This is a genomic window from Pseudomonas sp. MWU318, assembly GCF_016756945.1.
GTDB classification, from domain to species: Bacteria; Pseudomonadota; Gammaproteobacteria; order Pseudomonadales; family Pseudomonadaceae; genus Aquipseudomonas; species Aquipseudomonas putida_A.
Genome location: NZ_JAESJL010000011.1, coordinates 84705 through 110139 on the forward strand (window position 1 = coordinate 84705; position 25435 = coordinate 110139).

General features: G+C 60.9%; 20 protein-coding genes. 14 read left to right on the forward strand and 6 right to left on the reverse strand.

Translation table 11 applies throughout. The features are described 5' to 3' along the window. Positions 1-2226: a TonB-dependent receptor gene (locus JN524_RS23345; RefSeq protein ID WP_202370861.1), complete on the reverse strand. Its 2226-nt coding sequence runs from the start codon at positions 2224-2226 to the stop codon at positions 1-3. Between the two features lie 205 nt (positions 2227-2431). Here JN524_RS23345 and JN524_RS23350 point away from each other — a divergent pair, with 205 nt between their 5' ends. Both JN524_RS23350 and JN524_RS23355 read left to right on the forward strand, forming a co-directional pair. Continuing rightward, a complete protein-coding gene (locus JN524_RS23350) occupies positions 2432-3469 on the forward strand; it encodes a LacI family DNA-binding transcriptional regulator (RefSeq protein ID WP_202370862.1) in 1038 nt (345 codons plus the stop codon). Positions 3470-3782: 313 nt separating this feature from the next. Beyond that, on the forward strand, positions 3783-4043 hold the full coding sequence (locus tag JN524_RS23355) for a hypothetical protein (RefSeq protein WP_003220613.1): 261 nt from the start codon (positions 3783-3785) through the stop codon (positions 4041-4043). 24 nt (positions 4044-4067) lie between these two features. On the opposite strand, the gene betT is transcribed toward JN524_RS23355, so the two are convergent. Together betT and epsC are read right to left on the reverse strand one after the other, a co-directional pair. After that, positions 4068-6029, reverse strand: a complete 1962-nt coding sequence (gene betT, locus JN524_RS23360) for a choline transporter BetT (protein ID WP_202370929.1) — start codon at positions 6027-6029, stop codon at positions 4068-4070. Between the two features lie 380 nt (positions 6030-6409). Beyond that, positions 6410-7336 carry a serine O-acetyltransferase EpsC gene (gene epsC / locus JN524_RS23365; RefSeq protein WP_103368657.1) on the reverse strand — a complete coding sequence of 309 codons (927 nt, stop codon included), beginning with the start codon at positions 7334-7336 and terminating at the stop codon, positions 6410-6412. A 190-nt stretch (positions 7337-7526) separates the two neighbouring features. Between epsC and JN524_RS23370 the strand changes: the two genes are divergently transcribed. The 12 genes from JN524_RS23370 (at position 7527) to JN524_RS23425 (ending at position 19941) form a co-directional block, all read left to right on the forward strand. Next, complete coding sequence (locus tag JN524_RS23370; RefSeq protein ID WP_202370863.1) at positions 7527-8519, forward strand: D-cysteine desulfhydrase; 993 nt, start codon at positions 7527-7529, stop codon at positions 8517-8519. Between the two features lie 292 nt (positions 8520-8811). Beyond that, positions 8812-9612, forward strand: coding sequence for a cystine ABC transporter substrate-binding protein (tcyJ, locus tag JN524_RS23375; protein WP_202370864.1), 801 nt, complete (start codon positions 8812-8814; stop codon positions 9610-9612). Continuing rightward, positions 9612-10277 (forward strand): cystine ABC transporter permease, encoded by a 666-nt coding sequence (gene tcyL / locus JN524_RS23380; protein WP_003220607.1) that lies wholly within the window; start codon positions 9612-9614, stop codon positions 10275-10277. Before tcyJ ends, tcyL begins: the two co-directional genes overlap by 1 nt. Positions 10278-10281: 4 nt before the next feature. Continuing rightward, entirely contained in the window at positions 10282-11031 is a 750-nt protein-coding gene (gene tcyN / locus JN524_RS23385) for an L-cystine ABC transporter ATP-binding protein TcyN (protein WP_202370865.1), read from the forward strand. 467 nt (positions 11032-11498) lie between these two features. Next, positions 11499-12263 carry a hypothetical protein gene (locus JN524_RS23390; protein ID WP_202370866.1) on the forward strand — a complete coding sequence of 255 codons (765 nt, stop codon included), beginning with the start codon at positions 11499-11501 and terminating at the stop codon, positions 12261-12263. Positions 12264-12658: 395 nt separating this feature from the next. After that, entirely contained in the window at positions 12659-13900 is a 1242-nt protein-coding gene (locus tag JN524_RS23395; RefSeq protein ID WP_202370867.1) for an SfnB family sulfur acquisition oxidoreductase, read from the forward strand. Between the two features lie 36 nt (positions 13901-13936). Next, complete coding sequence (locus JN524_RS23400) at positions 13937-15130, forward strand: SfnB family sulfur acquisition oxidoreductase (RefSeq protein WP_202370868.1); 1194 nt, start codon at positions 13937-13939, stop codon at positions 15128-15130. Beyond that, complete coding sequence (locus JN524_RS23405; RefSeq protein WP_103368651.1) at positions 15130-16482, forward strand: LLM class flavin-dependent oxidoreductase; 1353 nt, start codon at positions 15130-15132, stop codon at positions 16480-16482. The genes JN524_RS23400 and JN524_RS23405 overlap by 1 nt, the downstream gene beginning before the upstream one ends. Positions 16483-16607: 125 nt before the next feature. Beyond that, entirely contained in the window at positions 16608-17417 is an 810-nt protein-coding gene (locus JN524_RS23410) for a MetQ/NlpA family ABC transporter substrate-binding protein (protein ID WP_202370869.1), read from the forward strand. Between the two features lie 2 nt (positions 17418-17419). Then, the gene (locus JN524_RS23415; RefSeq protein ID WP_202370870.1) at positions 17420-18541 is read left to right on the forward strand and encodes a methionine ABC transporter ATP-binding protein; all 1122 of its coding nucleotides are present in this window, start codon (positions 17420-17422) and stop codon (positions 18539-18541) included. Then, positions 18531-19175 carry a methionine ABC transporter permease gene (locus JN524_RS23420; RefSeq protein WP_027611182.1) on the forward strand — a complete coding sequence of 215 codons (645 nt, stop codon included), beginning with the start codon at positions 18531-18533 and terminating at the stop codon, positions 19173-19175. Before JN524_RS23415 ends, JN524_RS23420 begins: the two co-directional genes overlap by 11 nt. Before the next feature lie 136 nt (positions 19176-19311). Beyond that, positions 19312-19941, forward strand: coding sequence for a class I SAM-dependent methyltransferase (locus JN524_RS23425; protein WP_202370871.1), 630 nt, complete (start codon positions 19312-19314; stop codon positions 19939-19941). A gap of 84 nt (positions 19942-20025) precedes the next feature. On the opposite strand, the gene JN524_RS23430 is transcribed toward JN524_RS23425, so the two are convergent. Genes JN524_RS23430 through JN524_RS23440 form a run of 3 tightly spaced genes read right to left on the reverse strand, consistent with a single transcriptional unit; the run spans position 20026 to position 25240 of the window. Next, positions 20026-23079 (reverse strand): efflux RND transporter permease subunit, encoded by a 3054-nt coding sequence (locus JN524_RS23430; protein ID WP_202370872.1) that lies wholly within the window; start codon positions 23077-23079, stop codon positions 20026-20028. Then, on the reverse strand, positions 23076-24140 hold the full coding sequence (locus JN524_RS23435) for an efflux RND transporter periplasmic adaptor subunit (protein WP_098966644.1): 1065 nt from the start codon (positions 24138-24140) through the stop codon (positions 23076-23078). The genes JN524_RS23430 and JN524_RS23435 overlap by 4 nt, the downstream gene beginning before the upstream one ends. Then, a complete protein-coding gene (locus tag JN524_RS23440) occupies positions 24137-25240 on the reverse strand; it encodes an efflux RND transporter periplasmic adaptor subunit (protein WP_027611178.1) in 1104 nt (367 codons plus the stop codon). Before JN524_RS23440 ends, JN524_RS23435 begins: the two co-directional genes overlap by 4 nt. Between the last annotated feature and the right edge of the window lie 195 nt (positions 25241-25435).

Here is a 25435-nt window from a genome sequence, read left to right on the forward strand (position 1 = left end):
TCAGAAATCCTTGCGCAATTGCACGCCGAAGTAACGCTCGTCATCCCGTGGCACAGCGCGGTAGATGTAGCTGCCGCCGCTGGCCAGCAACGGTGAGTAGGACTTGTCGGCGAGGTTCTTGCCCAGCAGTGCCACGCGCCAGCCGTTGCTGTAGTCGGCGAGAGCGACGCTGGCGTTCCAGATGCCGTAGGCACCTTGTTTGGTGTCGGCGTTCTGGCTGATGTCGTACTGCACCTCGCTCTGCCAGCTGTAGTCGGTGCCGAGTTCGATATCGAGGCCGTTGTCCAGCGGGATGCTGTAGTCGGCACGCACGTAGCTTTTCCAGTCGGGGCTGAACGGCAGTGGCTTGCCGTTGACGTTGCACGACGCCGCCGCACCTGCCGGGCAGCTGAATTGATCGATACGCGCGCGGGTGTAAGCCAGCGCCCCGGAGAACTTGAGTTGCTGGGTCGCCTGCAAGGCGTAATCGAGTTCGACGCCTTCAGTGCTGACGCTGCCGGCGTTGATCAGGCGCGTCACCACTTGCCCGGCGACGGTGTCGAAAAAGTTCGCCTGGTAGTTGTCGTAATCGCTGTGGAACACCGCGAGGTTGGTAGTCAGCCGGTTGTTCAAGCTGGTGGCCTTGATCCCCGCCTCCCAGGTATTGGAGGTTTCCGGTTTCAGCGCTTCGGTGTCACGCGGCTGCATGTTGAAGAACACGTTGTACGCCGGGCCTTTGTAGCCACGCGAATAGGTCAGATACGTGGTGACCGCATCGCTGAGGTCGTACTGCACGCCGAGCCGGCCGGACCAGCCGTCCTCGTCTACCGAACCGGAACTGCTGGTTGCAGGTTGAATACCACTGACCGTGGTCGCCGATGTCGAGATGCGGCGGTGATCGTATTCAAGATCATCGTGGGTGTAGCGCAGGCCGGCGATGCCACGAAAGTCCGAGGTGAAGTTCAACGTGGCTTCGCCGAACGCGGCGTAGCTGTCGCTGGTGGTGCTGTAATCGGCGACGCCACGGTCGGTGCGCGTGGTGGTGGTCAAGGTGCGCTGATAAGTCTCGTCATCCTTGCCATGCATGTAGAACAGGCCGCCAACGTATTCAAGGAACTCACCTTTCGGCGAGGCCAGGCGCAGCTCTTGCGAGTACTGGTCGAAGGCCAGATCGCCTTTGTCGGCGGTGCCGGGGAACGCTGCAGTGATCGTGCTCAGCCGATCGCCATCCTGATATTGGGTGTTGTCCCAGCCGCGCCACGCGGTGATCGAGGTCAGTGTGTAATCGCCCAGTTGCCAGTCGAGTTGGCCGGACAGGCCTTTGTTGGTGTCCTCGACATGGCTGCGGGTGTCGGTGTTGATGTCGCGGTTGTGGCTGCTGGCGTAGACCGGGCTCAGCGCGTTGGCGAAGGCCGGGGTCAGCGACTTGCTGACGACGCCGTTGGGGCCGTCGTCGTGGGACTGCATGTAGTCGGCGATCAGGGTGAAGGTCACGTCATCGTTCGGGGTGAATTCGAGTTTGCCGCGCACGCCGCGATGGTTGTAGCCGTTGACCTCCTGGCCGTTATTTTTGTTGTCGACGTTGCCGTCGTAGCTACCGAACAGGGTGCTGATCGAACCCTTGAGCGTGTCCGGAATCAGGCTGCCGCCAATGCCGAAGCGGGTGCGGCTTTCGTTACCGCTGTAGTACGACTGGTCGATGTAACCGTGGGTCTCGTTGGTCGGCGCCTTGCTGGTGATGTTGAGCACACCGGCCGAGGCGTTCTTGCCGAACAGCGTGCCTTGCGGGCCACGCAGCACTTCGACGCGTTCCAGATCCAGCAGATCAAGGGTCGATTGACCGGGACGCGCATAGACCACGCCATCGATCACCGTGGCCACTGTTGGCTCGACGCCGGGCGAGGTGGAAATCGTGCCGACGCCTCGCACAAACAACGAGGTGTCCTTGTTCGACGCACCGGTACGGAAATTCAGCGACGGCACTTGCTGGACGATGCTCGCCACGCCGTTGCGGTTGTCGCGTTCCAGTTGTTCGCCGTCGATCACCGAGACTGCCACCGGCACCTTCTGCAGCGACTCTTCACGGCGGGTGGCGGTGACTGTGACGGACTTGAGGGTCGGCTCTTGTTCGCTGCTGTCGGCGGCGAAAGCCGTGGGCAGCGGCAACGCCGCCAGCCCGGTAAAGATCCAGCCAGCGGCGCGAATCGACTGCGCCAGTTTGTGTGTCGCCCCAGGAATGTTGTGCATGATTGCCCGCTCGAAATTGGCCCTGAACCGCTGCCGTTCTGCGACGACAGCGCCTGAATCGGTGTCTTGGGCATTCGCTCGAGCGAGTAGCAGACAATGCGCCTTGTTAGCGCTAACATCGCCAGTATTGGCAAGCTCGGCATAGAGCGTCCAATACTGAAAAATTACTTTTATATGCGTTTTGGTTTTTAAGAAGGATCAAGCCTTGAGCCAGGAAAAGCCCCGCAAACGCCGTGGCGCCGGACGAGTGACCCTGAACGCGGTGGCGCGCGAGGCCGGTGTGTCGGCGATTACCGTGTCGCGCTACTTCAATCAGCCGGAATCGGTCTCGCCGGAGCGCCGCGAGCGGATTGCAGCGGTGGTGGCCGAGCTGGGTTACGTGCCGAATCTGGTGGCCGGCGGACTGGCCTCGGCGCGAGGGAAAATCGTCGGCATGGTGATTCCGAACATCTCCGGGCCGATCTTTGCCAACACCATTCAGGGCTTCAGCGACACCCTCAGCCGCCACGGTTATCAGCTGCTGCTGGCGTCGAGTTACTTCAGCACCGAGCAGGAAGAAAACGCCGTGCGCGCATTTCTTGGCTGGTCGCCGGCCGCGTTGGTGCTGACCAGTCATTTCCATAGTTCGGGCACGGAAAAGATGATCGCCGAAGCGGATATTCCGGTGATCGAAACCTGGGATTACCAGCCGGATCGCGAGCCGATGCAGATCGGCTTTTCGCACTATGAAGTCGGCGTGACCGCTGCCCGTTATCTGCATGACAAAGGCTATCGCCGCATCGCCTTCGTGCAGAACAGCGCCCCTGGTGACCTCAGTGCCCTCGAACGTCGCGACGGTTATGCCGCCACCGTGCGCGAGTTCGGACTGCAGCCGTGGGTATTCGCCCCGGACGCCGACCGCGCGCCGTTCGAAGCCGGCAAGCAAGCGATGGAAGCGCTGATGAACGCCTCCCCCCGCCCCGATGCGATCATCTTCGCCAACGATAACCTCGCCGCCGGCGGCCTGCTCGCCGGGCAACGCGCAGGCATCAAGATCCCCGAAGACTGCGCCGTGCTCGGCTTCGGCAATTACCCGTTCGCCGAAATGCTGTTGCCGAGCCTGAGCACGATCAAACCACCGGCACTGGAGATCGGCGTGCTGGCGGCAACGCGGGTATTGGAAAGCCTTGGGGTGTTGCCGAGCGATGATGTGCAGCGGCTGAATCTGCTGCAGTGCCAGTTGATCGAGCGCGAAAGTACATGACTCAACAACCTCTGTAGGAGCTGCCGCAGGCTGCGATCTTTTGATTCTGGCTTCTAAAAGCGAAAGATCGCAGCCTGCGGCAGCTCCTACAGTGTCTTCGTTATGCCGACAATTGAGCCTGGCTTGTATTGATGTGGGCTGACTTGGCTATGCTCTAAATGACACCGAGGCGCCCCTATCGCGAGCAGGCTCGCTCCCACAGAGATCAGCTGTGAACACGGAATCAGTGAACAATCGAGGTCCATTGTGGGAGCGAGCCTGCTCGCGATGAGGCCCAGCCATACAACACATCCCTACCAGGCAGATCCCGATCATGCACACCGCCATCATCATCTTCTTCGGCCTGGTCCTGCTCGCTCTGATGCTCTACATCGGCGAGCGCGTCGGTTTCAGCCGGCAGACGTTGGCCTACAGCTTCGCCGCGCTATGGCTGGCGTTGACGGTGATCAATGGTGCGGTGGGGGTGGTGCATGCCGGGCAGCCGCTGGGTTCGGAGATCGCGGTGGGCAGTGCGGTGTTCGGGGTGCCGATGGCGGCGATGGTGTTGTTCATGGTGCTGAGCGCCGAGTCGTGAAACGTCCCGGCGCTCAGTTGCCGATCAACGCACCAGATGCAGGAACTGCATGTGACGTTCGTATTGGTCGAGGATGTCGTTGATGATCTGTTCCTTGGTGTAGCCGACCAGATCGTAGTCCTGACTGCCCTCGCTCAAGTGCACTTCAGCGCGGTAGTAGCGGCGGTTGTTGAGTTGCTTGGACCCCATGCCACCCCGAGCAAACGACGGCGTGAAATAGCCGCGCATCTGCACCTGATAGATGAACGGATGCTGCTCACCGTGGCCGATTTCCAGGCTGATGTTGTCGTGCGCCGGATCCGGCTGCGTGACCACGTTCAAGCCCTTCTCGACGAATACCGCCGTCACTTCTTCAATCGCCGGGCGCACCGTGGTGTCCATGAAGCGGTACACCTCGTCGCGCGACGGGAAGTGCACTGCCTGACTCAGGCGCTGGCGCCAGCCACCCGTGCCACGCCGCGAACCGGAGACCGGTGCCAGCGAATGCAACTGCGCAATCTGCTTCTGCGATTCCAGATAGAACGCCTTGTGCAGGCCCCACATCATCAGCAGCAAAATCAAGGAGAACGGCAACGAGGTCAGCACCACCGCCGATTTCAGCGCATCGATGCTGCCGGAGAACAGCAGCGCACTGGTGATCAACGCGGTCATCGCGCCCCAGAACACTCGCAGCCATTTCGGCCCGTCTTCGTCCGGGTTGCCGCCCTTGGCCGACAACGTCGAGAGCACCACGGTGCCGGAGTCGGCGGAAGTGACGAAGAACACGAAGCTGATGAACACCGTCACCGCGATGACGGTCTTGCTCCACGGGTAGGTTTCCAGTAGCAGATAAAGGCTCATCGACGGATTGTCGAGGGCCGACATGCCCAGCGCCGACATGCCGTGGTTGAGCACCTGATCGATGGCGCTGTTGCCGAAGATCGACATCCACGCCAGGGTGAAACCGAGCGGAATCAGCAGCACGCCGAAGACGAATTCGCGGATGGTCCGGCCACGGGAAATCCGCGCGATGAACAGGCCCACGAACGGCGACCATGCGATCCACCAGGCCCAGTAGAACACCGTCCAGCCGCCGAGCCAGTCGCTTGGCTTGTCGTAGGCGTAGAGGTCGAAACTCTTCATCGGCAACGCGCCGAGGTAATCGCCGAGGTTCTGGATCAAGGTGTTGAGCAGATGCTGGGTGGGACCTGCGAACAACACGAACAGCAGCAGCGCACAGGCCAGCAGCATGTTGATGTCGGACATCACCCGCACACCTTTATCCACACCCGACACGGCGACGATGATCGCCGCGCCCATCATCAGCGTGATCAGGCCGACCTGAATCCACTGGGTGTGAGCGATGCCGAACAGGTAGTCCAGACCGGAGTTGAGGTGCAGCACACCGAAGCCCATGTCGGCTCCGAGACCGAACACCGTGGCGATAATACCGAAGCCGTCCACCGCATAACCGATAGGGCCGTTGATGCGCTTGCCGATCAGCGGGTACAGCGCCGAACGCAAGGCCAGCGGCAGGTTATGCCGGTAAGCGAAATAGGCCAGCGCCATGCCGACGAAGGCGAACACGCCCCAGCCGTGCAGGCCCCAATGCAGAAACAGAATCTGCATCGCCTGCCGCGCCGCATCGGCAGTGCCGGCCTCGCCTTGCGGCGGTTGCAGCATGTGGGTCAGCGGTTCGGACACGCAGAAGAAGAACAGCGTGATGCTGATCCCGGCGGCAAACAGCATGCCGGCCCAGGACAGGTAACTGAACTCGGGTTCGTCGTGGTCGGCACCGAGTTTTATCTTGCCGTAGCCCGATAACGCGGTGACCACCACGAAGACCAGATACAGCGTCATCGCGAGCATGTAGTACCAGCCGACCGTGTTGGCCGCCCAGTTTTGCGCAGCCAGCAACCAGGCGCCGGCCTGCTCCGGCATGGCGATGACAACCAGACCAAACAGCAGAATCACCGTCGCGGCGAAGTAGAACACCGGCGGATTCATGCGCACCAGACCGCTGGCGGGGGTAGACGATGCACTCATGAAACGTGCACCTCGAGGGGTTGAAACGTGGCTGAAATGATCGGACTCAGCAAAGGCAAGCCTCCTGTTGTGAGCGGGCAGCGAACCACCGGTTTAACTTGAATGAACGTTCAAGTTAAACATGGATAGGGTGGTAAGGACTAATCGCAGGGCCAGGCGGTAGTTTTCCTACAGTAGCCCAGGGAGGAGTATGACGCGGGCTGGAGGGGATTCGTTCAACGGCAAAATGGCCTTTTGCCCATACCTGTAGGAGCTGCCGCAGGCTGCGATCTTTTGATGTGTTTTTTGAAGATCAACAGATCGCAGCCTTCGGCAGCTCCTACAGGGGTTTGTTGAGTGGATTACTTCTGCGTCCCGTCATCATGCTGCAGATTGGCCTGAGTCAGGTTGCTCCCCGCCGGCACGCTGCGCGTCAGCCATACATTACCGCCGATGGTCGAACCCTGGCCGATGGTGATCCGCCCGAGAATTGTCGCGCCGGCATAAATCACCACGTCGTCCTCGACAATCGGATGCCGTGGATGGCCCTTCTGCAACTGCCCGTCTTCATCCGCCGGGAAGCGCTTGGCACCCAGAGTCACGGCCTGATAGATCCGCACACGCTCGCCGATGATCGCGGTCTCGCCGATCACCACACCCGTACCGTGGTCGATGAAGAAACTGCGGCCGATCTGCGCGCCTGGATGGATATCGATGCCGGTGGCCGAATGCGCAATCTCCGCGCTGATTCGCGCGAGTAACGGCAACCCGGCGCGGTACAAATGGTGCGCCAGACGATGGTGAATCACCGCCAGAATTCCCGGATAGCACAGCAACACTTCATCGACGCTGCGCGCCGCCGGATCGCCGTGATAGGCGGCCAGCACGTCGGTATCGAGCAGGCTGCGCAGGCCCGGCAAGGCCAGGGCAAAATCCTGAATGATACGGATCGCCTGAGCTTCGACATCAGCATCGCCTTGAGCGCTGTGCCGCGCGACATAACGCAACTCCAGCCGCGCCTGCGCCAGCAACGCATTCAGGGCTGCATCGAGGGTATGCCCGACATAGAAGTCCTCACTCTCCTCACGCAGATCCACCGGCCCCAGCCGCATCGGGAACAACGCACCACACAGCGCCTCGAGAATCTCAGCCATCGCGGCGCGAGACGGTAACTCACGGCCACCCTGCTCGCCGCTGGCCCGGCCATTCTGGGTACGCCACTGATCCCGCGCGGTACGCAGTTGGCTGACGATGGTCTGCAATTGCCAATGGCTGGAACGCTCGCTCACGGTAAAAACTCCTCACGGGCGGCCGGACGGTCTGGCCGCGTCAACGGCGACTACTTTACGGCATGCCCGTGAGGGCGAATTAAGAACCGATAGTGCTGGGCTAAGCACATTTGGCTATAAGCGATTCTCGGTTGCCCCGGTAAAACGGCGTGCCTATAGTCCTGTCATCTTTCTCCGCCAGTACGGGCTCATGATCAAACAACAGCTGGATCGCTTTAACCGTCTCGACCTGCTCGGCCAACCCACGCCGCTGGAAAAACTTGAACGCCTGTCCGCCTGGCTGGGCCGCGATGTGTACATCAAACGCGATGACCTGACGCCGCTGGCCATGGGCGGCAACAAGCTGCGCAAACTCGAATACCTCGCCGCCGATGCCCTCGCCCAGGGCGCCGACACGCTGATCACCGCCGGCGCCCTGCAATCGAACCACGTACGCCAGACCGCCGCGCTGGCGGCCAAACTCGGCCTTAGTTGTGTCGCGCTGCTGGAAAATCCGCTGGGCACCGACGACAGCAACTACACCGGGAACGGCAACCGCCTGCTGCTCGACCTGTTCGACACCAAGGTCGAGTTGGTGGACAACCTCGACAACGCCGAAGAACAACTGGCCGCACTCGCCGTGCGCCTGCGCAGCAATGGCAAAAAACCGTATCTGGTGCCGATCGGTGGCTCGAATGCCCTTGGTGCATTGGGCTACGTACGTGCCGGCCTGGAACTGGCCGAGCAGATCAAGGACACCGGCCTGAATTTCGCCGCCGTGGTGCTGGCCTCGGGCAGCGCCGGGACCCACAGTGGTCTGGCGCTGGCCTTGAGTGAAGCGCTCCCGCAGTTGCCAGTAATCGGCGTGACGGTCTCGCGCAGCGAAGAAGATCAACGCCCGAAAGTGCAGGGTCTGGCCGAACGCACGGCGGAGCTGCTGGGTGTGAAATTGCCAGTGAACTTCAAGGTCGAGTTGTGGGACGAATACTTTGGCCCGCGTTACGGCGAACCCAATGCCGGGACACTGGCGGCGGTGAAACTGTTGGCCAGTCAGGACGCGGTGCTGCTCGACCCGGTGTACACCGGCAAGGCCATGGCCGGGTTGCTCGACGGGATCGGCCGCCAGCGTTTTGATGAAGGGCCGATCATTTTCCTGCATACCGGTGGGGCGCCGGCGTTGTTTGCGTATCGGGATTTCCTGTAACCGGTAGATCAAAAGATCGCAGCCTGCGGCAGCTCCTACAGGAGTACGCATTTCAAATGTAGGAGCTGCCGCAGGCTGCGATCTTTTTCGCGAACAGCGAATATTCCATAAAAGAATAACATTTCAGATATTAAGTATTTTCAAGTCTAAAGCAGGCATCTTATAGTCTCGCCGCAGGCGAATTTCGGGCAAGACGCATAAGCTGCTTTAGGGCACGATAACGCAGTCGTTCAATTCCCGGATTCGCCAACTTTCCTTAAGCGTCTTCCATAAGAAAACACAGGGGCTTGTCATGAATTTTTCCGCACTACGTCGCAATCTGCTGGTAGGTTCGCTGGGCCTTGCACTGAGCGCCGGCCTGATCGGCCAGGCATCCGCCGGTGAGCAACTGCAACAGATCAAGGACAAAGGCGTTATCAACGTCGGCCTGGAAGGCACTTACCCACCGTTCAGCTTCGTTGACGCCGACGGCAAGCTGTCCGGTTTCGAAGTCGAACTCTCCGAAGCCCTGGCGCAAAAGCTGGGCGTCAAAGCCAAGATTCAACCGACCAAGTGGGACGGTATCCTCGCGGCGCTGGAATCCAAACGTCTGGACGTCGTGGTCAATCAGGTAACCATCTCCGACGAACGCAAGAAGAAATATGACTTCTCCGAGCCGTACACCGTTTCCGGGATTCAGGCGCTGGTGCTGAAGGACAAGGAAGCCAAGTTGAACATCAAGACTGCCGCCGACCTGTCCGGCAAGAAAGTCGGTGTCGGCCTGGGCACCAACTACGAACAGTGGGTCCGCGCCAATGTGCCGGGCGCTGACGTGCGCACCTACGACGATGATCCGACCAAGTTCGCCGACCTGAACAATGGCCGCACCGACGCCATCCTGATCGACCGTCTGGCCGCACTGGAATACGCCAAGAAAGCCCCGAAAACCGTGGCTGCCGGTGAAGCATTCTCCCGTCAGGAATCCGGTATCGCCCTGCGCAAAGGCGAGCCTGAGCTACTGGCTGCGGTGAACAAGGCTCTCGACGAGCTGCGTGCCGACGGTACCCTTGAGAAGCTGTCGAAGAAATACTTCAACGCTGACGTCACCAAATAATGGAAGAAGCTTTCCAACTCGCACTGGACTCCGCGCCCTTTCTGCTCAAGGGCGCGTATTACACGGTCATCCTCAGTCTGGGCGGCATGTTCTTCGGCTTGCTGCTGGGCTTCGGCCTGGCCTTGATGCGCCTGTCGCGCTTCAAACTGGTGAGCTGGATTGCCCGCATCTACGTGTCGTTCTTTCGCGGCACGCCGTTGCTGGTGCAACTGTTCGTGATCTATTACGGTTTGCCGCAATTGGGTCTGGAACTGGATCCGCTGCCGGCGGCGCTGATCGGCTTCTCGCTGAACATGGCTGCCTACGCCTGTGAAATCCTGCGTGCGGCGATCGGTTCCATCGAACGTGGACAGTGGGAAGCCGCTGCGAGCATCGGCATGACCCGCGCGCAAACCCTGCGCCGGGCCATCCTGCCGCAGGCCATGCGCACGGCGCTGCCGCCGCTGGGCAACAGCTTCATTTCGCTGGTCAAGGACACGGCACTGGCCGCCACCATTCAGGTGCCGGAACTGTTTCGCCAGGCGCAACTGATTACCGCCCGGACTTTCGAAGTATTCACCATGTATCTTGCCGCCGCGCTGATCTACTGGATTCTGGCCACGGTGCTATCGCACCTGCAGAACAAGCTGGAAGAGCGGGCCAATCGGCACGACCAGGAGTCCTGACCCCATGATTGTCGTGGAAAAACTGACAAAGCAGTTCAAGGGTCAAGAGGTGCTCAAAGGCATCGATCTTGAGGTGAAGGAAGGCGAGGTCGTGGCCATCATCGGCCCTAGCGGTTCGGGCAAGACCACGTTCCTGCGCTGCCTGAATTTCCTTGAACAACCCACCAGCGGCCGGATCAAGGTCGGCGATATCGAGATCGATACCAGCCGCCCGCTGAGCCAGCAACAGAGCCTGGTGCGCAACCTGCGCCAGCACGTGGGTTTCGTGTTCCAGAACTTCAACCTGTTCCCCCACCGCACCGCACTGGAAAACGTCATCGAAGGGCCGATCGTGGTCAAGAAGATGGCGCGCGAGCGAGCCATTGCCCTGGGCATGAAGCTGCTGGCCAAGGTCGGTCTGGCCGGCAAGGAAGATGCGTATCCGCGTCGTCTGTCCGGTGGCCAGCAACAGCGCGTGGCGATTGCCCGGGCGCTGGCGATGGAGCCGGAAGTGATCTTGTTCGACGAGCCGACTTCGGCCCTCGACCCGGAACTGGTGGGCGAAGTACTGGCGACCATTCGCGGTCTCGCGCAAGAAAAACGCACCATGGTCATCGTCACCCACGAAATGGGTTTTGCCCGCGACGTGGCCAACCGTGTGGTGTTTTTCGACAAGGGCGTGATCGTCGAACAAGGCGAAGCCAAGGCGTTGTTTGCAAATCCGAAAGAAGAACGCACTAAACAGTTTCTCAGCAAGTTCCTGAATCACGCCTGAGATACTTATTGCCTTGAGTCATCAACTTCCATGGACGGAAGTTTTACTTACCCCGCCTGAAAAATTCCAAATCCCTCCAGCTTAAATCTGTCAAAACAATACATATATGTTCTGCAACAGATACAAGTGACCTGCGGCGCGCTTTCGTGCCCGTAAAATGATTTAAACGGGCCAGCAAAAAATCGCAAAAACTCGCGAAAAACCGTAGTTCCATTCGCCATCAATGCTAGGCAGCATGCCTCATGAGCGTAGGACGCTTCTGATTAACCCGTAATTCATGGATTAACTAAGACGCTCTATTGACACTCTTTCCCGCACGCTCTTATCTAGTCAGCAACTGGCACCCATTAGTTGAATCAATCCGTACTCAGCCCGAACAGAAGTTCACGGTTGCATTACCGATTCATCACGCCTTTTGTTTTTTCAAGAAAACGGAATTCGCCGCAAGACTTCAAGGAGAGAACCCGATGACCCGCACTTCGCATACCGCCGAACTGGCAGCGCCGAACCTCGCATCCGCACACAGCAACGCGATCAACCTGGCGGCGGCCGCGCACTTGCTGATTGATGTGCTGCCCTATCCCGGCATGGACGCCGGTGATCTGATCGAGCTGTTCTGGAACAACTGCTACGTCGCCTCGCGGGTCTTGACCAGCGAAGACGTCGGCGCAACGGTCAGCCTGCGGGTGCCGGAAAGCTTTATCACCAGTGGCACTGCACGGATCCACTATCGGGTAATGCAGATCGGTCAGGGACCGGCGCTGTCGGCGGCAACGCGGGTGCAGGTCAAGCTCGACTGCCCTGGCGGCCAGCCTTCGCCGCTCTGCGGTGACGAGAATCAGCAACTGGCGCCAGTCACGCTGCCCGACACCATCCGCCGCCAGGGCGTGAACCCCAGTCAGATCAAACGTGGTGTGCCGCTGACCATCGAACCCTACCTGAACATGGCCGAGGACGACGCCATCACCTTGCGCTGGGGCGACGTGCGCATGGACCTGGCACCGATCACTGCAGCCGATGTCGGCCTGCCGATTCAGGTCTGGGTGCCACCCGCGGTGATCATCGAGGGCGGTGAGGATCTGCGTCTGGACGTGACCTATTGCGTCCTCGACTGGGTGGGCAACAACTCACGCTGGGCGCCGCCACGGACACTGAAGATCGGCTGTGTGAATCCTTATCTGAAGCTGCCGTTGCGCCAGGATCTGAAGGCTGCTGAATCGACCAAGGATTGATGCCACATTCCTGTGCTCATGGGGCTTTGTAGTGAGGTGATTTAGCGAAACGTCGCACCGCCCCGATGGACTGCAAAGCAATACCGTTTTTTATGACTCAGAAAAGGCCGCTGCGCGGCCTGTCGGGGATGAATTCCCTCACCACAGGTTGTATTGCCAAGGCTGAGAGCCTGTTAACCAACCCGACCACCACCCCTTCTATACATATTCCTAAAAGTTAGTTTATTTAATATTTATACACGCTTAGGGTATATGAACCGGACCACCGGACATTCTTTCGTTCGCCGCACTTTTGCGGCGTTTTTCATGAGATGTGAGGTAGGTAGTATGGTCCGGAACACAATCACCCCAGTGCAGATCGCCAGGGCATTGCGTGCAGCCAAGGAGCGGCACTGATGTCCAGTCTGGCAGACGCAAACGTCCAGTCGGATCTGGACATCGCCCCACTGTTGTTGCCCGCGCAGGTTTTGCGCAACGACGCCCAAGCCATCAAGGCTGCCCACGAACTGGCGCAAGTCGCCCGCGTGCAGGCCGCCAGACGCGATCGTCAGCGCAAGCTGCCGTGGTCGGAAATCGAACAGTTCACCCGCAGCGGCCTCGGCAGCATTGCCATCCCGCGTGAGTACGGCGGCCCACAGGTTTCATTCGTCACATTGGCCGAAGTGTTCGCGATCATCTCCGCGGCCGATCCGGCGCTGGGACAGATCCCGCAGAACCAGTTCGGCATCATCAATCTGGTACTCGGCAGCGCCACCGAAGCGCAGAAAAAACAGCTGTTCCAGAGTGTTCTGGAAGGTTGGCGCATCGGCAATGCGGGTCCTGAGCGCGGCACCAAAAACACCCTGGAACTGAAAGCGCGCATCACCGCCGACGGCGACGATTACGTGATCAACGGCCAGAAGTTCTACTCCACCGGCGCGCTGTTCGCGCACTGGGTGGCGGTCAAGGCGCTCAATGACGACGGCAAGCAGGTGCTGGCCTTCGTCCGCCGTGGCACCCCGGGCCTGCGCATCGTTGATGACTGGTCGGGCTTCGGTCAGCGCACCACCGCCAGCGGCACGATTCTGCTGAACAACGTGCGCGTCGAGTCGAGCCTGGTCGTCGATAACTGGAAAATCAACGAGAAGCCAAACACTCAAGGCGCCGTGTCGCAGCTGATTCAGGCAGCCATCGACGCCGGCATCGCTCGTGGCGCCATTGACGATGCCATTGAATTCGTCAAAACCCGCGCGCGGCCCTGGATCGACGCCAAGGTCGAACGCGCCAGCGATGACCTCTACGTGATCGCCGACATCGGCAAACTGAAAATCGAACTGCACGCGGCTGAAGCACTGTTGCGCAAGGCCGGCAAAGTGCTCGACCAAGTCCATGCCGCACCGCTGACCGCCGAATCCGCCGCTCGCGCTTCGATTGCGGTGGCCGAAGCGAAAGTGCTGACTACCGAGATTTCCCTGCTCGCCAGCGAGAAGCTTTTCGAACTGGCCGGCAGCCGCGCGACCCTCGCCGAATTCAACCTCGACCGCCACTGGCGCAACGCCCGCGTGCACACCCTGCACGACCCGGTGCGCTGGAAATATCACGCGGTCGGCGCCTATCGCCTCAACGGTACTTTGCCGGCCCGCCATTCCTGGATCTGACGACCGCACACTTTCTCAAAGGCATTGGAGAGAACCATGACTTTTTCCCATCCCGTCGCGGTCATCACCAGCGATGAGCAAGCCCTGATCGTCGCCAGCGACCTGGCCGACGATTTCAAACGCGACAGTGCCGTGCGCGACCGTGAACGCCGCCTGCCACTGCCGGAACTCGACGTGTTTTCCCGCTCCGGCCTGTGGGGCATCAGCGTCCCCAAGGAATACGGCGGCGCTGCTGTGTCCAACGTGACCCTGGCCAAAGTCATCGCCCTGATCGCTCAGGCTGACGGTTCTCTCGGGCAGATTCCGCAGAACCATTTCTACGCCCTCGAAGTGCTGCGGGTTAACGGCAGCCACGAGCAGAAACAACGCCTGTACGCCGAGGTGCTGGCCGGCCAGCGCTTCGGCAACGCCCTGGCGGAACTCGGTACCAAAACCGCCCATGACCGCGTCACCAGCCTCAAGCGTGACGGCGACGGCTACCGCATCAACGGGCGCAAGTTTTACGCGACCGGCGCGATCTACGCGCAGCGCATCCCGACTTCCGTGGTCGATGAAAATGGCGTGCAGCTACTGGCCTTCGTCCCGCGTGACAGCAAGGGCCTGACGGTGATCGACGACTGGAGTGGTTTCGGCCAGCGCACCACCGGCAGCGGTTCGGTGGTGTTCGAAGACGTCTATGTCGCTGCCGAGGACGTGATCCCGTTCCAGAGCGCCTTCGAGCGTCCGACCACGGTCGGCCCGCTGGCGCAGATTCTTCACGCTGCCATCGACACCGGCATCGCTCGCGCCGCTTACGAAGATGCCCTGCACTTCGTGCGCAGCAAGACCCGGCCATGGATTGATTCGGGCAACGACAAGGCCACCGAAGACCCGCTGACCCTGAAGAGCTTCGGCCACTTGAGCATTCGTCTGCACGCCACCGAAGCACTGCTGGAACGCTCCGGCGAACTCCTCGACAAGGCACAGGCCGAGACCAATGCCGAAACCGTCGCCGCCGCCTCGATTGCCGTCGCCGAAGCGCGCGCCATCAGCACCGAAATCTCCCTGGCGGCCGGCAGCACCCTGTTCGAACTGGCCGGCAGTCAGGCGACCCTGATCGAACACGGCCTCGACCGCCACTGGCGCAACGCCCGGGTGCACACCCTGCACGACCCGGTGCGCTGGAAGTATCACGCGGTGGGCAATTACTACCTCAACGATGAAAAGCCGCCACTGCGGGGCACTATCTGATGAGCAAGAAAAAGATCCTGCTCAACGCGTTCAACATGAACTGCATCGGCCACATCAACCACGGGTTGTGGACGCATCCACGCGATACCTCGACGCGCTACAACACCATCGAGTACTGGACCGAGCTGGCGCAGTTGCTGGAGCGCGGTTTGTTCGACGGGCTGTTCATCGCCGACATCGTCGGTGTGTACGACGTCTACCAGAACTCGGTGGACGTCACGCTCAAAGAGTCGATCCAGTTGCCGGTCAACGACCCGCTGTTGCTGGTCTCGGCCATGGCGGCGGTCACAAAAAACCTCGGCTTCGGCCTGACCGCCAACCTCACTTACGAGCCGCCCTATCTGTTCGCCCGGCGCATGTCGTCGCTCGATCATCTGAGCCGTGGTCGGGTCGGCTGGAACATCGTCACCGGTTACCTGGACAGCGCCGCCAAGGCCATGGGCCTGCGCGAACAGGTCGAGCATGACCGTCGTTACGATCAGGCCGACGAATACCTCGAAGTGCTCTACAAACTCTGGGAAGGCAGTTGGGAAAACGGCGCGGTGCTCAATGACCGCGAGCAGCGCATCTACGCGCAGCCGGAGAAGGTGCACAAGGTCGAACACCATGGCGAGTTCTATCAGGTCGAGGGTTATCACCTCTGCGAGCCGTCGCCGCAGCGCACACCCGTGCTGTTCCAGGCAGGCAGTTCCGATCGTGGTTTGCTGTTCGCCGGGCGTCACGCCGAGTGCGTATTCATCAGCGGCCAGAACAAACCGTCGACCAAGGTGCAGGTGGACAAGGTCCGCGCCAGTGCGGTCGAGGCCGGGCGCAATCCCGAAGACATCAAGGTGTTCATGGGCCTCAATGTGATCGTCGGCGCGACTGAAGAAGCCGCGTGGGCCAAGCACGCCGAGTACCTGAGTTACGCCAGTGCCGAGGCCGGCGTCGCGCATTTCTCAGCCTCCACCGGCATCGACTTTTCCCAGTACGAAATCGACGAACCGATCCAGTACGTCAAGAGCAACGCCATCCAGTCCGCGACCAAGAACCTGCAGAACAACGACTGGACCCGGCGCAAATTGCTCGAGCAGCACGCTCTCGGTGGCCGTTACATCACCGTGGTCGGCTCGCCTGAGCAGGTGGCGGATGAACTGGAAGCGTGGATCGCTGAAACGGGACTCGACGGCTTCAACCTCACGCGCATCGTTACCCCGGAAAGCTATGTCGATTTCATCGAGCTGGTGATTCCGGAGCTGCAACGGCGTGGGTCGTACAAGACCGCGTATGACAGCGGCAGTTTGCGCGAAAAACTGTTTCACGGTGAGGCGCATTTGCCCGAGCAACACACCGGTTCTTCATACCGCCGCTAAAAGCTTCGCTGGCAAGCCAGCTCCCACAAGGGTCTGTGGCGTTCACAAAACCTGTGGGAGCTGGCTTGCCAGCGATGAGGCCCGACCAGACACACAAAATTCATGCACTGACTGGAAAAACCACCATGACCAAGAAACTTCTGTCCCACCCAGTCAAAGCACTGGCCCTGGCCTTCGGCCTGTTCAGCTCGGCGGTGTTCGCCGCCGATGCACCACTGAAAATCGGCACCACCGCCGCCTTCGCGATTCCGCTGGAAGCCGCCGTCGAAGAGGCCTCCAAACAAGGCCTGAAAGTCGAGCTGGTGGAGTTCACCGACTGGATCGCACCGAACGTCAGCCTCGCCGCCGGCGACATCGACGTGAACTACTTCCAGCACATCCCGTTCCTCGAAAACGCCAAGGCCGCCTCCGGTTTTGACCTGGTGCCGTTCGCCCCGGGGATCATCAACAACGTCGGCCTCTATTCGAAAAAATACAAAAGCTTCGACGAGTTGCCTGAGGGCGCCAGCGTCGCCATCGCCAACGACCCGATCAACAGTGGCCGCGGTCTGCAACTGTTGGCCAAGGCCGGCCTGATTACCCTGAAACCGGGGGTCGGCTACAAGGCCACCGAAGACGACATCGTTGCCAACCCGAAGAAGATCAAGATCCTGCAAGTCGAAGCCGTGCAACTGGTGCGCGCCTACGATGACGCCGATCTGGTCCAGGGCTATCCAGCCTATATCCGTCTGGCGAAGACTTTTGACGCCGGCTCAGCGTTGCTGTTCGACGGCCTCGACCACAAGGAATACGTGATTCAGTTCGTGATCCAGCCCAAGAGCAAGAACGACCCGCGCCTGATCAAATTCGTCGACATCTATCAGCACTCGCCGGCCGTTCGCGCCGCACTGGATAAGGCTCACGGCAAGCTGTATCAGGCCGGTTGGGAAAGCTGAGCATGACCGCCGCGATCCAACGGCGACTGGAGATTCCAGAGCCAAAAAATGCTGAAAAAACCGAACTGCATCCCGAGCTGAATCGCGCCCACGTGCGCTTCATCGGCCTGGGTAAAACCTACGAGGGTCGGCAAGGCCCGGTGGCGGCCCTGCAAGGCATCGATCTGGCGATCCAGCGCGGCGAGGTGTTCGGCATCATCGGACGCAGCGGCGCCGGCAAGTCGTCGCTGATCCGCACGATCAATCGTCTGGAACAACCGACTGCGGGGCGGGTGCTGATTGATCAGGTCGACATCGGCGAGTTCGATGAAGACCGTCTGGTCGCCCTGCGCCGACGCATCGGCATGATCTTCCAGCACTTCAACCTGATGTCGGCCAAGACCGTGTGGCAGAACGTCGAACTGCCGCTGAAAGTCGCGGGTGTACCGAAGGCGCAACGCGAGCAGAAGGTTCGTGAACTGCTCGAACTGGTCGGCCTGCAAGCCAAGCACAAGGCCTATCCGGCGCAGCTCTCCGGCGGGCAGAAGCAGCGCGTCGGCATCGCCCGCGCATTGGTGCATGACCCGGACATTCTGCTGTGCGACGAGGCCACTTCAGCGCTCGATCCCGAGACCACTCAGTCGATCCTCGGCCTGCTGCGCGAGATCAATCAGCGCCTGGGCCTGACCATTGTGCTGATCACTCACGAAATGGCGGTGATCCGCGAAATCTGCGACCGCGTGGTGGTCCTGGAACACGGGCGGATCGTCGAGCAAGGCCCAGTTTGGGAGGTGTTCGGCAATCCGCAGCACGAGGTCAGCCAGACTTTGCTCGCGCCGCTGCAACACGCCTTGCCGGCAGAACTGCAAAGCCGTCTGCACGCCCAGCCGCCCTCCTCCGAGGCGGCGGTGGTGCTGCGTTTGCAGTTCAGCGGCAGTGCCAGCGACGAGCCGGATCTGGCAGCGCTGTTCGCCGCCCTCGGCGGACGCGTGAAGTTGCTGCAGGGCGGCGTCGAACGGATTCAGGGCCACGCGCTGGGACAACTGTTGCTGGCGGTCAGCGGCTCGGCCCTGAGCGCCGAACAATTGCGCGAGCGCGCAGGGCAGTGGGCGCAACGAGTGGAGGTATCGGGTTATGTGGTTTGATCGTTTGCTCCAGGGTTTCATCGACACCTTCCTGATGGTCGGCGTGTCGTCGCTGATCGCGTTGCTGGTGGGGATCCCGATGGCGGTGATTCTGGTCACCAGCGACAAGGGCGGCATCTATCAGGCACCGCTGCTCAACCGCGCGTTGGGCGCGTTCGTCAACCTGTTCCGCTCGATCCCGTTTCTGATTCTGATGGTCGCGCTGATTCCATTTACTCGATTGATTGTCGGCACCACGTACGGGGTGTGGGCGGCGGTGGTACCGCTGACGATTGCCGCGACGCCGTTCTTCGCGCGGATTGCCGAAGTGAGTTTGCGTGAGGTCGATCACGGCTTGATCGAGGCGGCGCAGGCCATGGGCTGCCGACGCTGGCACATCGTCTGGCACGTGCTGTTGCCTGAAGCGCTGCCGGGGATCGTCGGCGGGTTCACGATTACGCTGGTGACCATGATCAACTCGTCAGCCATGGCCGGGGCGATTGGTGCCGGCGGTTTGGGCGATATCGCTTACCGCTACGGTTATCAGCGTTTCGACAGCCAGATCATGCTGACGGTGATTGTGTTGCTGGTGGCGTTGGTGGCGGTGATTCAGCTCGGGGGCGATCGCCTCGCCAGAGGTCTGAACAAGCGCTGAAGCAAGATCAAAAGATCGCAGCCTTCGGCAGCTCCTACAGGGGAATGCGATCTTCTGTAGGAGCTGCCGAAGGCTGCGATCTTTTAAAGCGCGAAAGCGCTTATAGTCTGCTCAACTCCCCCAAACAGTCCGCCCCATGAAACAGACCCCCACCGATCTGGAACAGATCACCGCCACCACCCTCGGCCACTACAACTCGGTGGCCGAAGACTTCCGTGAAGGCACCCGCGATCACGATGTCAGCCAGAACATCGACGCGCTGCTACGGCACATCCACGGCACTGCGCCGTTCACGATTCTCGATTTCGGCTGCGGCCCGGGGCGCGACTTGCAGACGTTCACCCGCCTGGGCCATGTCGCGGTCGGCCTCGATGGCGCGGAAAAATTTGCGCAGATGGCCCGCGAAGACAGTGGCTGCGAGGTGTGGTGTCAGGATTTTCTGAAACTCGATCTGCCGGCCGAGCGCTTCGACGGTATCTTCGCCAATGCGGTGCTGTTTCATGTGCCGTTGCAGGAGTTGCCGCGAGTGCTCACGCAGCTGCATGGCACGCTGAAGCCGGGCGGGGTGTTGTTCAGTTCCAATCCGCGCGGGGATAACCGTGAGGGCTGGAATGGGCCACGCTACGGCTCATATCACGACCTGGACGCATGGCGCGGGTTGCTGACGGCAGCGGGGTTTGTCGAGCTGGAGCACTACTACCGGCCGGCAGGGTTGCCGCGCGAGCAGCAGCCTTGGTTGGCCAGCGTCTGGCGGCGGGTTGGCTGAAGATCAAAAGATCGCAGCCTTCGGCAGCTCCTACATGGGATTACCTGTAGGAGCTGCCGCAGGCTGCGATCTTTTGCTTTTACCTTAAGCGGTCTCTTTCTGCGGCTCGCGAATCTTGTACCAGGCCACATACAGCGCCGGCAAAAACAGCAGGGTCAGCAACGTCGCCACCACGATCCCGCCAATCATCGCGTAAGCCATCGGCCCCCAGAACACTTCGCGGGCAATCGGGATCATGCCCATGCTCGCCGCCGCTGCGGTCAGCAGGATCGGCCGGCGCCGGTGCTCGGTCGCTTCCACCACCGCATCCCACGGCGCATAGCCCTTCTGCTCGAACTCATCGATCTGCGTCACCAGAATCACCGAGTTACGGATGATGATGCCGATCAGTGCCAGGATCCCGAGAATCGCCACGAAGCCCATCGGCGTGCCGGTCGGCACCAGCGCCAGCACCACGCCGATCAGACCCAGCGGCGCGACACTCGCCACCAGGAACATCTTCTGCACGCTGTGCAGCTGGATCATCAGGAAGGTCGCCATCAAAAACAGCATCAACGGCAGCACCTTGGCGATCGGCCCCTGGGCCTTGCCGCTTTCCTCGACCGTACCGCCGGTGGCGACTTTGTAGCCGACCGGCAGTTTTTCAGCGAAGGCATCGATCGACGGCTTGAGCAGTTTCACCAGGTCGGTTGGCTGGATCTCGTCGCGCACCGAGGCCTTGATGGTGATGGTCGGCAGACGGTCGCGACGCCACACCAGCGGCTGCTCCAGCTCATACCGCACGGTAGCGAAGGCCAGCAGCGGAATCGAGGTGCCGTTGGGCGTGACGATCTGCAGGTTCTGCAGGGTTTCCGGGGTGCCGCGTTCGGAATCCACCGCGCGCCCGACGACGTTGATCAGGTAGATATCGTCATCGACCTGGGTCAGTGGCGAACCGCTGACGATGCTGTTCATCAACTTCGCCACATCTTCCGACGACAGCCCGAGCTGACGCGCCTTGTCCTGAGCGATGTCGATACGCAGGACTTTGCCCGGTTCGTTCCAGTCGTAAATGATCTCGCCGATGTGTTCGTTCTTGTCCAGCTCGGTCGCCAGGTCGATGGCGTGCTTGCGCACCTGATCGATGTCCTTGCCACTGACCCGGTACTGGATCGGACGTCCTACCGGCGGGCCCATTTCCAGCGCCTGCACGTAACTGCCGATGCCGACGAAGTCCTTGTGCAGGCGCTCACGCAGGCGTTGGCTCAATGCCTCGCGGGCCTCGAAGTCTTTGCTGACGATCACCAATTGCGCGTAATACGGGTTCTGCAATTGCTGGTCGAGCGGCAGGTAGAAACGGATCGCGCCCTGACCGATGTAAGTGCTCCAGCGCACGATGTCCGGGTCGCCCTTGAGCGTGGCTTCGAGCTTGTCCACAGCCTTGCGGGTTTCGTCGATCGAGGCGTTTTGCGGCAGGTTCAGATCGACGAGGATTTCCGGGCGATCAGAAGACGGGAAGAACTGGTTCTGCACAAAGCGCATGCAGAACACCGCCAGCACGAAGCACAACACGGTGATGCCGATCGCCCACCAACGGTTGCGCATCGACCACAGCAAACCGTGGTTGAACGCCCGGCCAATGCGCCCCGGCTCGCCTTCGTGGGGTTTCACGTTGGTGCTGAGGATGTGCACGCCGATCACCGGTGCGAAGAGCACCGCGACGATCCACGACACCAGCATCGCCACCGCGATCACCGCAAACAGGGTGAAGGTGTACTCACCGGCGGAGCTGGCGTTGAGGCCGATTGGTACGAAACCGGCGACGGTCACCAGCGTACCGGTGAGCATCGGGAATGCCGTCGAGGTGTAGGCGAACGTCGCCGCCTGCTCTTTGGTCTCGCCCATTTCCAGGCGCGTGACCATCATCTCCACGGTGATCATCGCGTCGTCCACTAGCAGGCCGAGGGCGATGATCAGTGCACCGAGGGAGATCCGCTGCATGGTGATGCCGCTGTACTCCATGAACACGAAGACCATCGCCAGCACCAGCGGAATCGAGCACGCCACCACCAGGCCGGCGCGCACGCCGAGGCTGATGAAGCTGACCACCAGCACGATGATCACCGCTTCGAACAGCGCGCTGGTGAAGCCCCCTACGGCCTCTTCCACCACCACCGCCTGATCGGACACCGTATGGACGCCGACGCCAACCGGCAAATCAGCGGTGATCTGGTCGATCCGCTGGTGCAGCGCCTTGCCGAACTCCTGGACGTTGCCGCCCTTCTGCATGGCGATCGCCAGACCGATTGCCGGCTTGCCGTCGAAACGGAATTCCGGGGTGGCCGGGTCAACGTAACCGCGACTGATGTCGGCAACGTCCGCCAGGCGATAGAAGCGGTCATTGAGTTTGAGATTGACCTCGGCCAGGTCCTTCTCCGAAGCGAACTGCCCCGAGGTGCGCACCGAAATGCGCTCCGGACCGGCCTCGATCACCCCCGCCGGGGTCACCGCGTTCTGCGATTGCAGGCTCTGCACCACCTGACGCTGGTCGATGCCCAGCGCCGCGAGTTTGCGGGTGGAGAAGTTCAGGTAAATCACTTCGTCCTGCTGGCCGATCATTTCGATCTTGCCCAGCCCCGGGACGTTGCGAATCTCGGCGCGGGCCTGCTCCACATAGTCGCGCAACTGGCGCATGGTCAGGCCGTCGGCGGTAAACGCGTAGACCGAGCCGTACACATCGCCAAACTCGTCGTTGAACCCGGGGCCTTGAATGCCCTGGGGAAACTGGCCGCGAATGTCATCGATCTTCTTGCGCACCTGGTACCAGATTTCCGGGATGTCCTTGGCGCTGGTGGTGTCGCGCAGGTACACATAGACCGTTGATTCACCAGGCCGCGTGTAACTTTTCACGTAGTCGAGGGAGTCGAGCTCTTCGAGTTTTTTCTCGATGCGGTCGGTAACCTGCTTGAGGGTTTCTTCCTGGGTCGCACCCGGCCATTTGGTCTGGATGACCATGGTCTTGATGGTGAACGAGGGGTCTTCTTCGCGGCCCAGATTAAAGTACGAAAACACCCCCATCAGCAGCGCGACGAACATCAGGTACCAGACGAACGACTGATGCTTGAGGGCCCATTCGGAGAGATTGAAAGAGCCTTTCATTGACTGTCCTCGTCGAGTTTCACGGCTTGTCCGGGTTTGAGACTGTTAACGCCTGCGGTGACCACCTGCTCGCCGGACTTGACCCCGCCGGCCAGCACCACCGTGCCGTCGGTACGGCTGATCACGCTGACGTCCCGGGGCGCGACGGTTTTGCTTTGGGTGTCGATCACCCAGATGCGGGTCTTGCCGTCGGCTTCCTGCAGGGCGGTGGCAGGTAATTCGATGCGCGGCTTGATCGCTGAACTGAGGGTCACGCTGATCGCCGTGCCGAGGCGGAAACCGTCCGGCGTGTTGGCCAGGGTCAGCCGCGCGCGGCGGGTGCGCGTGGCGCTTTGCGCCTGCGGTTCGATTTCGCGAATGGTTGCGGTGGTGTTGATGCTCGGGTCGAGTTGCCCGGCCACCAGAAACACCACGTCGGAAGGAATTTCATCGACCAGCGTGTCCGGCAGATCGATCACCGCTTCCTTGATGTCCGGTTGCGCCAGGGTCACCACTTGCTGACCTGCTGTCACCACTTGCCCGGCCTCGGCATTCCACGCGGTGACCACGGCTTTGTGGTCGGCGCGCAATTCGGTGTAAGCGAGTTGATCCTGGCTCTGGTTGACCGCCGCCCGCGCCTGATCGAGCGAGGCCTGAGTGGTTTTCAGATCCGTAGTTGCGATGTCCAGTTGCGCCTGCGCGCCAACCCCGCGATCGAACAGCGCCTGCTGCCGACGGGCATTGGCCTGGGCGTTGATCAGTTGCGCCTGGACCTTGGCCAGGTCGCCTTGGGCCGAGCGCAACTGGTTCTGCTGATCGGACGGGTCGAGAGTCGCCAGCAGCGTGCCCTTTTGCACCTCGGCGCCCACATCGACGTTGCGACTGGCAATGCGCCCGCCGACACGGAACCCGGTGTTGCTCTCGTAACGCGCCTGAATGCTGCCGGCGAAACGCCCGAGGGTTTCCTCGTTCAGCGCCTGTACCTTGATCGACAGTACCGGCCGCACCGGCTCCGGTGGCGGCTCGCTTTTCGAGCAGGCGGCCAGCAACACGCCGATGGACAACAGCCCCAGACGCTTCATGGCTGCGCTCCCGGTTGCAGACCTTCGTAGGTGTTTTCGGCGATTTCGACTTTCATGCCCGGGTGCAGCAGTTGCCCACCCGCGACAATCACTTTCTCACCGCCCTTGAGGCCGTCGCTGATGATGACCTTGCCGATCAGGTAGCGGCTGACGGTGACGTTGTGCAGTTGCGCTTCACCCTTGTCGTCGACCATCCACACCGCCGGATCACTGATGTTTTTGGTCAGCGCCGACCACGGCAATTCCACCGCCGACTTGCCGCTGCCCTTGGCCGTGGCGCTGACCACCGAGCCGAGCTGCATGCCCTGTGGCAGGCTGTCGAGGGTGACTTTGACTTGCACCGTGCCGGACTGCGCCGACACCGCCGGGGTGATTTCACGCACCGTGCCGGTGGTCTTGATCGCGGGGTTGTCGAGCAGGCTGACGACAATCGAACGCTCCGCCGGGCGCTCGGCCAGCAACGATTCATAAACGTTGAACACCGCGTCACGATCGCCATCGCGGGCCAGTTTGAAAATCGGCGCGGTGGCCTGGACCACCTGGCCGACTTCGGCTTGGCGCTCGGTAATGATGCCGGGGGCGTCAGCGATCAGCGAGGTGTAACTGAGTTGATCCTTGGCATTGGCCAGTTGCGCCTGCGCTGCGCTCAGTGCGCTCTGGCTGCTGCGCAACGCGGCTTGTGCGGAATCGAATTCGCTCTGGCTGGTGTAGCCCTTGGGCAACAGCTTCTGCTGACGCACGAACGCCGCCGCACTCTGCTTGACCCGCGCCTGTTCGGCGATGACCTGGGCTTGCGCGGAATCGACGTTGGTCTGCAAATCCTTGGGATCGAGCTTGGCCAGTACCTGTTTGGCGCTGACCCGGTCGCCGACATCCACCATGCGCTGAATGATCTTGCCGCCGACCCGGAACGACAGTTCGGTCTGCACCCGCGCCTGCACGTCACCGGTGAGGGTCACGGCAGCGGCGTAATCAGCCGGTTTGACCTCCTGCACGAAGACCCGTGGCAGGTACTCCGCCGGGGCTTCTTTCTTGCCGCAAGCGGTCAGCAACGTGAGCAGGCTCAGCACGACAACTGTTTTCAATCCGGGACTCGCCATGCAGACTCCTTCCTGTGTACGAACGTGCAAGTGACGATACGACTGTGAGCTTAGAACAGGGTTCAACGTTCGCTCGCGCGATCTCCATATTTCCCTGAGGAGCTGCCGCAGGCTGCGATCTTTTGACTTTATAAAAGCAAGATCAAAAGATCGCAGCCTGCGGCAGCTCCTACAATGGTCGCCTCAAGAGAAGGA